The following is a 13177-nucleotide window of genomic DNA, read 5'->3' on the forward strand; positions in this document are numbered from 1 at the left end:
GGGACGGAAGGGCTACTGGAGCCACTTGGCAACGATCTCGTCGTACTTGCCGTTGTCCTTCACGGCCTTGAGCGCGGTGTTCAGCGCCTTCGTGAGCTCGGGGTTGTCCTTGCTCACAGCGATGCCGTACTGCTCGCCCGTGGGGATTTCCTTGATGACTTCGCAATCGGTGTAGGTGCGCACGTAGTAGTTCGCCACCGGCAGGTCCACAGCCACGCCGTCAATCTGACCGGACTGCAGCGCCAGGAACACAGCCGTCATCTCGTCGAAGCCGATGACCTCGGAGTCCTTGATGTTCTCGGCCGCCCACTCGTAGCCCGTCGTACCGGACTGCGCACCAATCTTCTTGCCCTCAAGCTGAGCCACATCGGTGATACCCGACGTCTTCAGCACGGTGATGCTCTGGTTCACGTCGCAGTACACGTCCGTGAAGTCGACCTTTTCCAAGCGGTCATCGTTGATGGTGATGGACGACACACCCACGTCGGCCTTACCGCCCGACTTGATGAGCGGCACGATGGTGTCGAACTTGGTGGACGGCAGGTAGTTGCACTCCAGCCCCATCTCTTCGGCCAGAAGATTCATGAGGTCCACCGCAAAACCCTCCGGCTTGTCGCCGTTGAGGTTTTCGAACGGCGGAAAGTCGAGCGATGCTGCCACCGTCAGCTTGCCGTCATTCACCAGCGCGTAGCCAGCGTCGGCGCCCGAAGCGCCCTTGTCCTTCGTCGCGTCGTCGGTGCCACCGCCGGACGAGCAGCCAAACAGCGCCAAAGACGCCGCCAGCGCACCGGCCGCTGCAAGCGCGACCACTTTCTTGATGTTCATGAGTCCTTCCCCTTTCCTCTGCGCACGCCTTACATAAGAAAGATACGTGACGCAATCGCACTACTATAAAGCGCCAGCCCCCTCTTTTCAAACACGGATTTGCCGCCGACCTCCGTTTTCGATGAACGGGGCTCCGTGAACGGAGCATTTTGAGGCTCGTGTGGTTTAGCACACTAAAGTGATAAAGAGGGAAGTGAGGGGAAGGTGAAGCCTCGTCGCGCGGTGGATAGGCGGCCGCGCGACGAAGCGTGGAAGCTAAGCGGTCTGTAGCTAAGCCGCTGTGGGAGCGGAGACGCGCATGCCGCGTTGGATGTCGCCGGGCTGACCGGCGGGCATGCCGCCGCCTCCCGCACCGAGGCCGCCCATGCCACCGGTTGCCGTAGTGGAGGCCGTGATGTCGGTGGTTGTGCCGCCGCTCACGGTGCCACTGTCGGTGTAACCATCGGCATTCGCGCCACTCACCTGGCCGCCAATAACCAGCTGGTACGTGCCGCCTTCCGCAAACGCAGGCGAGCTGGCCAGCACCATGCCGAACTGCTTGGGCGAGGTGAACGAGGCCACCACCGTGCCGTCACCGTCCACCACCGCAACGCTTTGACCTGCGTTGCCGCTGGCCGTGGCAAAAGCGAAAGGCTGCGTACCGCTGGTGAAGTTCTGCGCCATGCCGGTGGAGCCCACTACAAGCACCGTGCCGCCCGACACCGTGGCCGTAAGATCGTAGTCAAACGCGCCGTTTGCACTATCGGCAGGGCCCGACACGAGCAGCACGCCTCCGGTCACTTCCACGCTGCCGTTACTGTCAACGCCATCGCCCCCGGCATCGAGCACCGTATAGCCACCGTTGATCTGGATGAGGCAGTTTTCGTCACCCATGCCCATGCCGCCTTCAGCCATACCGGTCAGAGGCATGCCGCCATTTTGCTGGCTTTCGTTGGGACTTTCAGCCGCAGGGCCGCCGCGCATGCCATCCCTGCCTCCCCCGCCACCAGGCACTTGCCCGTCGCCCGCCGCAGTAGGATCAAAACCCTCTGCGCCAGGCGCGGCGCCTTCGGGAGGAGTAGGCGTACCTTCCAGCCCCGAAGTTGCAGCTCCGTCACTGGTTGTACCGGTGGCGGTAGTCGCCGCAGCCGAAGCGGCGTTGAGAGCATCGTCGGTGGCTACGATATGCGTATCGCCACCGTTAATGTACACCTTTTCAGCCTCGTAGCCCTCATAACACGAGGTCACATTCACTGTGCCGCCATTGACAACAAGCACCGTTTCCGCGTGCACTGCGTCATCGCCCGCATCGATGGTGAACGTGCCGCCATCAAGAGTGACGAATCCGCGTGTGGCGTCCTCGTCATTGTTCGACTTGATGCCGTCGCCGCCCGCCGTTATGGCGAACGAGCCGTCGCATATCTTCACGCAATCGCGCCCACGGAGCGCGTCCTCTACCGCAGTAATAGTGTAGGTGCCACCTGTAATAACGAGATCGTCCTTCGAGCACACCGCATGCCGATAAGCGCTGGTCACGGTAAGAGAGCCTGGACCATTCAGCGTCAGATCCTCCTTGCTAAACAGCGTGGCATACGGCTCGTCAGAACCTTCTTCTAGCACATATTTCGCTCCATCGGTGAGTGTATTCACAGTGCCATCGGCCAGCGTCACAAACACTTTATCCGCCTGCTTCACGTACACAGCGGGCCCATCCTCGTTGTGGATAGTGGCGTTCGCCAGAACCACCTGAATCTTCGCATCATCAGGCGCTTCGACCACCACCTGCCCATCAGAAAGCGACCCCGACACCACATAGGTTCCCGCAGCCGAAATGCTCACCGTTGACCCTTCAACCGAGACCCCCTCCCCGTCAACCGAAGCCGAATCTCCCAACAATTCAACATGAGCCGCCGAAGCATCATCATAAGAAGCATCCAAATCCCGCTTGCTATACTCAAAATCCATTCCAGAAGCATCAACCTCATTAACCGAGGATTCCGCACTCTCTTCCTCCCCCGAGGAACCACTCGTAAATTCTCCCCCCGCGCACCCCGCAAGCATACTCACGCAGATGAGCGCAACAACAAGAACGGAGAAGAAAAACCGTCCAAGAGAGGATTGGGGTGGTGTCCACCAAGCGAGTTCCACAGCGCAGCGAGGACTGTCTGAGCGACTGGACACCACCCCAGTCCTCGACGAGAAGTGCTTCGACCACATACTCTTCCCCCAGCGAGGCCACAAAGAGACACCTCCCCCTTCCCCAAAACGAGAAGCGAAATTGCGTCCACTCTCGCTTGAGGGAAGGGCGGGGCGTCGTCCACCAAGCGAGTTCCGCAGCGAAGCGAGGACTGTCTGAGCGACTGGGCGATGCCCCGCCCTTCCCGCCCCGCAGGTAGATTGCGATTCACCCTTCACGTTTTCCCTCTTCATCACAACACATCCTTACTCGCAGCAGCGCGCCCCAAAACAACTTTGAGGTTCCCATTCAAACACCGCACCTCGTCGATCAGCTTCTTCTCCATGCCGGGAGCCTTCAGCCGTACTGCATATTCCAGCAGAAACAAGCTTCCCATGTTGGTAGTTTGCACCTCAGTCAACTCATAGTTGTCAGTGTAGCGCGCAAGCACCTGGTCAAACATGCCATCGTATTCCAGGTCCTCGGGGATGGTGATTTTGAGCGTCTTCTCGGGTTCCTTCTGCTTGCCAAAGGGCGTGAGTACGTAGATCACGTTCACAATGCCCACGATAACGGTGAACAGCACCGCAAGCGCGATGAATCCCATACCCGTTGCCAGGCCGATAGCCATGGCCAGGAAGACATTGCCGATGTCCTTCGCGCTGCCGGGAATGGAGCGGAAGCGCACAAGGTTGAACACGCCCATGACCGCGATGCCCGCACCGAGGTTGCCGTTGACCAGGGTAATTACCATCTGGACGATAAGAGGCAACAGCGCGAGAGTTACCACAAAGTTTTTCGAATACGTGTGGCGGAACATGTAGATGGCCGCCACGGCCGCGCCCAGCACAATGGACGCAACGCAGCAGAGCAGGAAATCGACGGTGGACACGCCCGCCACAAGCGAGTCGGTGGAGCCGAAAATGGACGTGAGCGCTGCATCAAGCACAGCGGCCTCCCTTCTTCAGGTGATGGATAGGTGCTGAGAGGTGACGCGGGCGCGCAGCGTGGAGTGTCGCCGCCAGGCGCTCGGCCTTCGCTTCGGCGCGCACGTTCACGGGCCGTGGGCGCGGTGCGTTCGAGCAGGCGCGGTACGCCTCGCCGTACTTGGAAAACGAGGTAGGATACACGCGGCACTCGTCGAGCGCGTGCACGAGCCACAGCGGAAACGGGCCCGAGGCTTTAATCTCCATGACCGCCTCACCTGCACCCAGCAGCGGAACGTAGGCGGATGGCGCGTCGGGTGGTGCGGGCACGCTGGCGAAGAGGTCGCGATACGCGATGGCTTCGTCGAAGGTAATGCGCAGGTCAGGCGGCACATCGGCGTGCGGTTCGCCCGCCACATCCAGCGCGGGTGCGTACGCCACGCGCTCGCACGCAATGTACATGGAGGGCATAAGCGGCTTATGGCGCGCCCTGAACTGGTCGATCTCGGCCGCAATCTGTAGGCTGCGCGGCGAGCAGGATTCCACAGCTGCTTCATGGTCGGCCAGCGGGAAACGTGCGCACGCCCGCTCGTAGGGCGTTCCCGCCACATATGCGCGAGCAGCACGGTACGAACAACCCACGCGCCGCTTGTACACAATGCCCTCGAACTTCTTCTTCAGCTCGATAAACACAAGGCCGTCTGGCGCGGGGGTGCCGTAGGCGCGCAGGCGCAGTTTTTCCTTGTAGAGCGGCTTCTCAAGCGAGCGATCAATAAGCGCACGGTTTGGCGTGTCAAGATACAGGCTGGTCACACGCGTGCGACCGTACGCATCGGGCACCATACGCCCCTCAAGCGCGCCTGCAAGCGCACGCACCTGTTCCGCGCCCAGGCGATACTTCACTTCCTTTCGCTCGAACACGTCGGTATATACAGACATAAGGATGTTCCTTTCCATCGAGAATGCTGGCGGCGGCGCTCAACCTGAGATGCGCGGAGGGGCAAGGAGGAAGGGTGGAGAGACCAACCCCGGTACACCGCAGGTCATGCGCTCCCGCCAGCTATCAAACGCTGGAAGCAGGCGCACCAGGCAACCTCGCTTCCAACCATGACCCACATGCTAGCCGCGCCCCCTGAAAGTTCCCTGAAAGGCGCGCGCCATCCCAGGCGGAGTTCTTTCAGGCGGTTTTCAGTGTTGGGGCTACAATGGGAACCGTGGGCTCGGGACGGAAAGGTGGGAAGTGATGCAGATCCTCATTGTGGAGGACGATGTGCGGCTGGCGCAGGCGCTCGCGCACATACTGCAGGAGAACGGCTACGGCACCGACGTCGTTCACGATGGCGCCACCGGCCTGGCGTATGCAGAACTCGGCAACTACGACGTGGTCATTCTCGACGTCATGCTGCCAAAAAAGGATGGCTTCTCCGTGGTGGCCGACCTCAGGCGCGCGCACGTGAGCACACCCGTGTTGCTACTGACGGCGCGCGACGCCGTGCCCGACAAAATTACCGGCCTCGACAGCGGCGCCGACGACTACATGACCAAACCTTTCTCCCCCGCCGAGCTGCTGGCTCACCTGCGCGCACTCACCCGTCGCCAGGGCGAGGTGGTGTTCGAAACGCTGGAAGCGGGCGACCTTTTGCTCAACCTGGAAAGCTTCGATCTGTCGTGCGGGGCGAAATCCATCCACCTGAGCTTCAAGGAGTTCTCGCTCGCGCGCGTGCTCATGGCGAACGCGGGGCAGGTGGTGTCAAAAGACCTGCTCATCGAGAAGGTGTGGGGCGTGGAGTCCTGCGCCGAAGACAACAATGTGGAGGCCTACGTGTCGTTTCTGCGCAAGAAGCTGAAATTTCTGGGGTCGGCGGCGCGCATTGAAACGCTGCGCAAGGCAGGCTATCGGTTTGTGGCGGACGCGGGTACGCCGGGCGATGCCGACGCGAGCACGGGCGTAGCAGCCGAACCCAGCAGCGCCGATACTGCCCCTGCGAACCAGGACGGCATGCCATGCTGAAGAAACTGCGCATCAAGTTTATCGCGCTCAACATGACCACGGTCGCGCTGGTGCTGGCGGTGGTATTCACGGCCATCTGCGTGATTGACTACCAGCAAAGCGTCGGGCGCGTGCACAACGCCCTGGACGCGGCGCTCAGCCACGTGCCTGGCGACGAGATGGCCTTCCGACCTGGTGGTACGGAGGGCGAAGGGTCCGCAGGCGCGCCGGCTCAGACGCAAGCGCCCCTGCCGCCCGAGATTGGTGGACGGCGCGATGGCGAGGCCGTCATCCCCGTGGCCGTGTATGAGCAGGCTGCCGACGGCACTCTCTCCGCCGTGGCCACCCGCACGACGGCTTCCATCGCCGACGACGTATTGGCTGAAGCCGGCGAAACACTGCGCAGCGCGTCGGACGGATCGGGCACGCTCGATGCGCTGGGACTCTTTTACGCAAAACGCCAGATGGATGGCACTACCTACCTCGCCTTCGCCGACACCAGTGCGGCCAGCGGCTGGCAGAGCCTGGCGCTCACACTGGCGGGCGTGGGAGTTGTTGCCCTCGCGGCGTTCTTTGTGATTAGCCTCTTCTTCTCGCGCTGGGCCTTGCGCCCGGTGGAGCGCGCCTGGGAACAGCAGCGCCGGTTCGTGGCCGATGCGTCGCACGAACTAAAGACGCCACTCACGGTCATTCTGGCGAACACGTCCATTTTGTTGGAGCACCCCGAGCGCAGCGTAGCGAGCGAAAGCCAGTGGATTGAGAGCACGCAGACCGAGGCTGAGCGCATGCAGCAGCTGGTCAGCGACCTATTGCTACTCGCGCAGCTTGATGCCGGCAAGGATGCGCAGGGTGGGACGCTCAACGGCAGCGAGGCGTTTGCCCTGCTGGACTTTTCCGATGTGGTGGAGGCCGAACTGCTGCAGTTTGAGTCGGTAGCGTTTGAACGTGGGGTGCAACTTGGAGGTACTGTTGAGCAGCAGATACAGGTGCGGGGCGATGCGTCTCGACTCCATCGCCTGATGGCAACCCTTTTGGACAACGCGTGCAAGTACGCGGACAACGGTGGCACCGTCACGGTGACGCTGGAATGCGCCGGACGCGCCGCGCAGTTGGCAGTCCATAACACAGGGCCCGCCATTGCGCCGGACGACCTGCCGCACGTGTTCGACCGTTTCTATCGCGCCGATAAAGCCCGCACCCGCGATGAAGGCGGCTATGGCCTCGGCCTCGCCATCGCCCAAGAAATAGCCGAGGAGCATGGTGGCACCATTTCCGCCACCAGCTTCAAAAGCGCGGGCACCACCTTCACCGTCACGTTGCCACTACCTCCGACACCCACTACGCCCGCGTCATAATGCGCGGAAAGATGGGGATCCGCTGGCGTAATCAGTAGCGCGTAAGTGCGTCACATAATGCAAAAAGCGCCCGCGCGCCACCTAAGGGCACGCGGGCGCTCGCACGAAGCACGTGCTTACACGTAGAACAGCATGTCGTTGTACGTGGGTACCGGCCAGTGATCGCGGTCGGTGACTATTTCCATCTCGTCTACGGCGGCGCGCAGCTTGTCCATGATGGGAATAATTTCGTGCGCGTAGCGGTTAGCGCGTTCCTGCTGGTCGGCAATTTGCAGGGCCGCGTGGTGCGCCTCATCCAACGCCGCCAGCTGCACATCGATTTCCTTGATGCCCGCAAGCAGCTTCTGCAGCAGGTGCTCCTGCTGAGTCACCTCAGCACCCGAGCACGCGGTGCGAATGGTTGATATGTTGCGGGCCACCTCGGCTGCATAGTCGTTGATGGCCGGCAGGTACGCACGACGCACCATGCGCTTCATCGTGCGACACTCAATGTTCAACAGCTTGGTGTACTTTTCCAGCTTCACCTCGTAACGGCTGCGCACCTCCGACTCGCTCAGCACGCCCATTTCCTCAAACAGCGCGATGCTCTTCGGGTCAACGAAGCACGGAAGCGCGTCAGCCGTGGTGCGATGGTTCGCTAGCCCGCGGCGCTCAGCCTCGGCGGTCCATTCGTCGGAATAGCCGTTTCCGTTGAAAATGATGCGACGGTGGGCCTTCAGCGTGTCGCGAATGTAGGCGATGGCGGCGGCTTCAAACTCTTCGCCCGTCTTGCCTTCCATCGCGTCGGCGAAGTCCTTAAAGCTTTTTGCCACGGCCGTGTTCAAAATCATGTTCGCGTCGGACAGGTTCACGTTCGAGCCCGGCATGCGGAACTCGAACTTGTTGCCCGTGAACGCGAACGGCGAGGTGCGGTTGCGGTCGGTGTTGTCCTTGAGGAAGTTCGGCAACACGTCAACGCCCAGGTCCATGGCCACTTTCTCGGCGCTTTCGTACTCGTGATCGTCCACGAGCGCGTCCACGATAGCGTCCAGCTCATCGCCCAGGAAGATGGACACAATGGCCGGCGGTGCCTCATCGGCCCCAAGACGATGGTCGTTGCCGGCCGATGCCACGGACATGCGCAGCAGCTCCTGATAATCATCCACCGCTTGGATAACCGCCGTCAAAAACACGAGGAAGCGCAGGTTATCCATGGGGCTCTCGCCCGGGTCAAACAAGTTTTTCGTGGCCGACAGCGACCAGTTGTCATGCTTGCCTGAGCCGTTAATGCCCTCAAACGGCTTCTCATGCAGCAGACACACGAGGCCATAATGGCTGGCCATGAGGCGCATTTTCTCCATGGTGAGCAAGTTCTCGTCCACGGCGCGGTTGGCGTTGGTGAAGATGGGCGCCAGCTCGTGCTGTGCGGGGGCCACCTCGTTGTGCTTCGTGCGCGCCGGCACACCAAGCGCCCACAACTCGTCGTCGAGTTCCTTCATGAACTCATTCACTGTGGGGCGAATGGCACCGAAGTAGTGCTCTTCCAGCTCCTGGCCCTTGCACGGTGCGTAGCCGAACAGCGTGCGGCCGCACATCACCAGGTCCTGCCGCTTTGCGTAGTCCTTTTCCGAGATGAGGAAGTACTCCTGCTCGGCGCCCACCGTGGGCACGACGCGCTGATGCTCCCAGCCGAACAGCGCCAACACGCGGTTCGCCTGCTCTTCGATGGCGCCCATCGAGCGCAGAAGCGGCGTCTTCTTGTCAAGCGCTTCGCCCGTGTACGAACAAAACGCCGTTGGGATGCACAGCACTTCGTCCTTCACGAACGCGTAGCTGGTGGGGTCCCACGCGGTGTAACCGCGCGCTTCGAACGTGGCGCGCAGGCCGCCGGAGGGGAAACTGGACGCGTCGGACTCGCCCGAGATGAGCTCCTTGCCGGAGAAGCTCATGATGGCGCGGCCGTCGCTCACCGGGTCGAGGAAGCTGTCGTGCTTCTCCGACGTGATGCCGGAAAGCGGCTGGAACCAGTGCGTGAAGTGGGTGGCACCCTTCTCGATGGCCCATTCCTTCATGGCGTGTGCCACCACGTTGGCCACCTCAATTTCTAGCGGCTCGCCTTGCTTCATGGTTCTGAGCAGGCTCTTGTACGTTGCAGAAGGAAGGCGCTCCTGCATCGTGTGTTCGTTGAACACCATCGAGCCGTAGGTATCCGAAACTCGTGCCATAGGGCTTTGCTCCTCACTCGCCGCCCGCGGAGGCGGCGTCCCCCCGCGTCGCGGCCCATCGTTCGCGTCGACAGCGAATACGATAGCATGACCTCGCCTTTATGTGCGTGCTCAACACGCCGTAACCAAACTAAAGGCTCATTGTTTCGGACAGGTTTCAGGGGGAAAGGGCGCAAGGAGAACGCAACACCGCGCAAGGACGAACGCATGTGACCATCGAAAGCATTAGCATGAAAAATGAGGCGCCTACACAGTCTCTCGGGCAGCATCATAAGCAATTCCACTATCACCCATACTTAAAAATTATGCTGGAAAGTTAGCCTTTATATCTGCAAGGTTTTCGGCAATTTCTTCGTCGCTGATTTTGGCCTCTTGATCTTCGAGGCCTTTAATTCTGAAGCTGATTGCACTATTGATTCCGCTTCCCTTTTCGACAAGTTCAAGACAAGATACAGATACAGAGTCGCCTCGTTTAAGGGAGGAAAAGATAAACTCCTTACGCCTATCACTCATCTTTTCAAGACTAAATTCTGCTTCGAGGGACTCCGACTCGTCGAGTACCAAGTTGACGGTGCTCTCCGCGGGGTTAAAATCGACGACAGACCCGCTGTACCATTCGGAACTTACATTGCCAGCTCCGCCCGCATCAACTGTTTCTTCACTGGATGAGCAACCAACAATCATGGACAGGCCAAGAAAAAGACTGGTCGCAAGCAATAACCCGAAACAACGTGCAATACGGGATGGGATTGAGTTCTCTTCCATTTTTGAGCGAGAAAACTCTTTGCAGCCCGAATTGGCCTTTCGTAAAGACAAGAATTTCGCTTTATAAGAATTTCCCCAGAATCCCATGCTGGTCCTTCTTTCGCGGTAAAGATGCGTCCGATAGTGTCGTGCAAAGACTTTCGAAGCCCATCTTTTTTATATCTTACAGGCTTTTGCGTGTGGGTGCAGGCAAGCCTTAGATGGCTGCTGGGATAAGTGGGGCGGCAGGGGTATTATGGAGGGCGTGCTTGTATGCGTCGGGCGGCGCGCCCGGCTGTTGGGAAGCTTGGGAAGAGGTGCGGTATGAATGGCATTATTGAGAGTGTGACGGCGACGCCGGTGCGGTTGCCGTTGGAGCGGCCGGTGCGGTGGGCAACCGGGGCTATGACCTGCCAGGCGCATGTGCTGGTGCGCGTGCGCACTACCGAGGGGGCGGAAGGCATCGCCGAGGCCATCCCACGCGAGAATATTTACGGCGAGACGCAAGTGGGCATGGTGCACGTGATCAACGACTTGTTGGCGCCACTCATCGTGGGCCTGGACGTGTTCGACGTGGAGAAAATCCACGAGAAGATGAACTTCATCAAGGCGAACCTCGCGGCCAAGGGCGGCATTGACGTGGCGTTATGGGATCTCATGGGCAAGCTGGTGGGACTGCCGTGCTACAAGCTTTTGGGCGGCTACCGCGAGTCTATCGCCCCCAGCCGCATCCTGTGGTTGGGCGAGACGTCCGCCATGCTTGACCAGGCGCGCGAACTGAACGAGCGCGGCTACCGCGCCTTTAAGGTGAAGGGCGGCCAGGACCCCGACGCCGACATCGCGCGCGTCAGCGCCCTGCGCGAAGCCGTGACTCCCGACACGCGCCTCTACATCGACGGCAATCAAAGCTACGGCTACTTCGAGGCGAAAAAGGTGTATGACGCGCTGCGCGGCAAGCTGGATTACTTCGAAGAACCCATCGCCGCCACGAACGAGAAAGATCGGGTGCGCCTGGCACACGCCATCGACATTCCCATCGCGGGCGACGAAAGCAACTTCACGCTGTATGACATTGCGCACCAGCTGGACTTGGACGCACTATCGGTGATGATGATTAAGATTCCGCGCAGTGGCTTCACGTATGGCCGCAAGATTGCCGCTTTGTGCGAGGCCTACCACCGGCCCATAATGATCGGCAGCCAGTCTGAAAGCTCGCTTGGCATGACGGCCATCATCCATGCTGGCTGCGGGCTGAAACACATCACGTACGCCTGCGAGTTCATGGACTTCGACGACCCAAACGCCCCCAGCCTCATCAACGAACGCATCGACATGCGCGACGGCCGCGTCTACCCGCCCTCCGCCCCCGGCCTGGGCGTAACCCTGAACGAAGACGCCGTCCGCGAATTCACCGTACAAGACTAAGCGCCTCGCCGACACCTCGCTCCCCATCGCCGGTCCCGCACCCCACTGCGGAGCCGGCGACACCTCAATTTTCACTATCTAATGATACTCACAAGCAAACGTACCGAAGACACCGCATCTTCCCATTCGATGCCTTGAGCATAATCGTAATCGTTCTGAAAGCGCCCCCAATGCGCCCTCATAGGTCGACTCGCCTCTATGGTGCTGAGCACCAGGTCAGCATCGGTAAGGAGACCAAGGGTGTTTCTTTTCGCACAGGTACGCTCCATAGCCACGTCGAAAATCTTCGGATCGGGATGATGATTCGTCTCCTGGAGAACATAAATGTCATAGAAATCTCTCGGCCGGGTATTGTAGACCGATCTAATGAGAATTGTTTGCAGCTTTTCCGCTAAAATGGTTTCGAGGCTGTACGTCCAAATATTCAGACACCGGTCTTCGAGCATAAGCTTATAGTCATACGATATCTCCGATGGCGTGATTGCGTCACCAGTAGAAATATCAATTTTGAGGTTCGTTCTTGTTTTATCAAGATGTGACACCAGCGAAATCCGCACCCCGCCATATTCGGAGTCTTCCATAATCTCGCTTACACCTGTGATATCAAATGTCATCCCATCGCCGATATCAAGCGCAGCGATTTCTTCAACCATCTCTCGCGCGCTCTCCAGCGTTAAGGGGTAACCTTTACAGGTGGTATCTATGTCCATAGTTGAACGCGCATTGAGTCCCACCAGTGCGGCAACAAGCATTCCGCCTTTGAGCACCAGATTGTCCTTTAAAGCGGCTCACCGATATGCGCTCAAGAAAGCGCTCCATGGCATAGTGGCGCTGAAGGCGTTGCGCTTTGCCGCTATCACCTTCGGCTATGTTCTTGATAAGATCCTTGACCCTTCTCGATCCTTCAATCACAGCAATACCTCCAAGGCATCTCTTACTTGAGAATCAATGTTCATGGCCTCCGCGTATTCCCCGAGCCGTCGGAGATCTTTGTTTCGGGACCGCGCATAGCTTCGCATCGCATAATTGAATGCGGAGGGCTCCATTGCCGAACGCTTGCGCACGGTATCGCAGATGGTTCGCTCCCTATCGTATACGCGGATGGGGTTGCCCTCTGGTGATTCCATGACGCACATTCCCAGCTTGTACCACGGCTCTTTAACGTAGTGAACCCGCGCACCGCCCTCGGAAAGAGAGCCTGCGTTATAACTGGAAGGCACCGTAACCGACAGCGGGACAGGCTCGCGCTCCGAAAGGTCGTGGAGGTACAGTGCCGTGTCGTGCGAAAAGATGGCACGTGGATAACGCGTTTGCAGCATATACATCTCATCTGGATACGCATCAGGAGCGAGGTACACACCCTTCGCAATCTTTTGCAACTGCTTCTTTTTCACAAAGTTATAGAAGGTGCCGTTGGACACGCCATGATTCAGAGTATCGGCCCTCATGAGTAAGCCATCGTTTTTTTCCAGCAGTTCTTCTAATTGCATGTTGTTCCCTTGCAAAGTTGTAAATTCACGCTGATATTTTAGCACGAAATCAGCGTGAGTTTA

10 protein-coding genes and 1 pseudogene are annotated in these 13177 nt (G+C 59.3%); 3 read left to right on the forward strand and 8 right to left on the reverse strand.

All coding sequences use genetic code 11. The features are described from left to right. Positions 1-12: 12 nt before the first annotated feature. From QNJ86_RS11210 to QNJ86_RS11225, 4 genes are all read right to left on the reverse strand, one after another. The gene (locus QNJ86_RS11210; protein WP_283832718.1) at positions 13-825 is read right to left on the reverse strand and encodes a transporter substrate-binding domain-containing protein; all 813 of its coding nucleotides are present in this window, start codon (positions 823-825) and stop codon (positions 13-15) included. Positions 826-1095: 270 nt separating this feature from the next. Beyond that, positions 1096-2769, reverse strand: coding sequence for a carbohydrate-binding domain-containing protein (locus QNJ86_RS11215; RefSeq protein ID WP_283832719.1), 1674 nt, complete (start codon positions 2767-2769; stop codon positions 1096-1098). 464 nt (positions 2770-3233) lie between these two features. Next, on the reverse strand, positions 3234-3929 hold the full coding sequence (locus QNJ86_RS11220; RefSeq protein WP_283832720.1) for a DUF4956 domain-containing protein: 696 nt from the start codon (positions 3927-3929) through the stop codon (positions 3234-3236). Continuing rightward, positions 3922-4845 carry a polyphosphate polymerase domain-containing protein gene (locus tag QNJ86_RS11225; RefSeq protein ID WP_283832721.1) on the reverse strand — a complete coding sequence of 308 codons (924 nt, stop codon included), beginning with the start codon at positions 4843-4845 and terminating at the stop codon, positions 3922-3924. Before QNJ86_RS11225 ends, QNJ86_RS11220 begins: the two co-directional genes overlap by 8 nt. A 304-nt stretch (positions 4846-5149) precedes the next feature. On the opposite strand from QNJ86_RS11225, the gene QNJ86_RS11230 reads away from it, so the two are divergent. Further along, positions 5150-5917, forward strand: a complete 768-nt coding sequence (locus QNJ86_RS11230) for a response regulator transcription factor (RefSeq protein ID WP_283832722.1) — start codon at positions 5150-5152, stop codon at positions 5915-5917. Continuing rightward, positions 5911-7251 carry a sensor histidine kinase gene (locus QNJ86_RS11235; RefSeq protein WP_283832723.1) on the forward strand — a complete coding sequence of 447 codons (1341 nt, stop codon included), beginning with the start codon at positions 5911-5913 and terminating at the stop codon, positions 7249-7251. The genes QNJ86_RS11230 and QNJ86_RS11235 overlap by 7 nt, the downstream gene beginning before the upstream one ends. A gap of 116 nt (positions 7252-7367) precedes the next feature. On the opposite strand, the gene QNJ86_RS11240 is transcribed toward QNJ86_RS11235, so the two are convergent. Together QNJ86_RS11240 and QNJ86_RS11245 are read right to left on the reverse strand one after the other, a co-directional pair. Continuing rightward, the gene (locus tag QNJ86_RS11240) at positions 7368-9455 is read right to left on the reverse strand and encodes a glutamine synthetase III family protein (RefSeq protein ID WP_283832724.1); all 2088 of its coding nucleotides are present in this window, start codon (positions 9453-9455) and stop codon (positions 7368-7370) included. Between the two features lie 303 nt (positions 9456-9758). Further along, a complete protein-coding gene (locus tag QNJ86_RS11245; RefSeq protein ID WP_283832725.1) occupies positions 9759-10307 on the reverse strand; it encodes a hypothetical protein in 549 nt (182 codons plus the stop codon). 216 nt (positions 10308-10523) lie between these two features. On the opposite strand from QNJ86_RS11245, the gene QNJ86_RS11250 reads away from it, so the two are divergent. Then, a complete protein-coding gene (locus QNJ86_RS11250) occupies positions 10524-11624 on the forward strand; it encodes a mandelate racemase/muconate lactonizing enzyme family protein (RefSeq protein WP_283832726.1) in 1101 nt (366 codons plus the stop codon). 74 nt (positions 11625-11698) lie between these two features. On the opposite strand, the pseudogene QNJ86_RS11255 reads toward QNJ86_RS11250, so the two are convergent. Together QNJ86_RS11255 and QNJ86_RS11260 are read right to left on the reverse strand one after the other, a co-directional pair. After that, positions 11699-12397 (reverse strand): annotated as a pseudogene (locus tag QNJ86_RS11255) (nucleotidyl transferase AbiEii/AbiGii toxin family protein); the annotation flags it as partial. Between the two features lie 135 nt (positions 12398-12532). After that, positions 12533-13114 carry a type IV toxin-antitoxin system AbiEi family antitoxin domain-containing protein gene (locus tag QNJ86_RS11260; protein WP_283832727.1) on the reverse strand — a complete coding sequence of 194 codons (582 nt, stop codon included), beginning with the start codon at positions 13112-13114 and terminating at the stop codon, positions 12533-12535. Between the last annotated feature and the right edge of the window lie 63 nt (positions 13115-13177).

The sequence above is a fragment of the Gordonibacter faecis genome, assembly GCF_030077735.1.
Taxonomy (GTDB): domain Bacteria; phylum Actinomycetota; class Coriobacteriia; order Coriobacteriales; family Eggerthellaceae; genus Gordonibacter; species Gordonibacter faecis.

What these genes read in the sequence shown, in the direction of transcription:
- QNJ86_RS11210 (WP_283832718.1), bottom strand. Translation starts at nt 825, where the DNA reads ATGAACATCAAGAAAGTGGTCGCGCTTGCAGCGGCCGGTGCGCTGGCG.
- QNJ86_RS11215 (WP_283832719.1), bottom strand. Translation starts at nt 2,769, where the DNA reads ATGGATTTTGAGTATAGCAAGCGGGATTTGGATGCTTCTTATGATGAT.
- QNJ86_RS11225 (WP_283832721.1), bottom strand. Translation starts at nt 4,845, where the DNA reads ATGTCTGTATATACCGACGTGTTCGAGCGAAAGGAAGTGAAGTATCGC.
- QNJ86_RS11230 (WP_283832722.1), top strand. Translation starts at nt 5,150, where the DNA reads ATGCAGATCCTCATTGTGGAGGACGATGTGCGGCTGGCGCAGGCGCTC.
- QNJ86_RS11235 (WP_283832723.1), top strand. Translation starts at nt 5,911, where the DNA reads ATGCTGAAGAAACTGCGCATCAAGTTTATCGCGCTCAACATGACCACG.
- QNJ86_RS11240 (WP_283832724.1), bottom strand. Translation starts at nt 9,455, where the DNA reads ATGGCACGAGTTTCGGATACCTACGGCTCGATGGTGTTCAACGAACAC.
- QNJ86_RS11245 (WP_283832725.1), bottom strand. Translation starts at nt 10,307, where the DNA reads ATGGGATTCTGGGGAAATTCTTATAAAGCGAAATTCTTGTCTTTACGA.
- QNJ86_RS11250 (WP_283832726.1), top strand. Translation starts at nt 10,524, where the DNA reads ATGAATGGCATTATTGAGAGTGTGACGGCGACGCCGGTGCGGTTGCCG.
- QNJ86_RS11260 (WP_283832727.1), bottom strand. Translation starts at nt 13,114, where the DNA reads ATGCAATTAGAAGAACTGCTGGAAAAAAACGATGGCTTACTCATGAGG.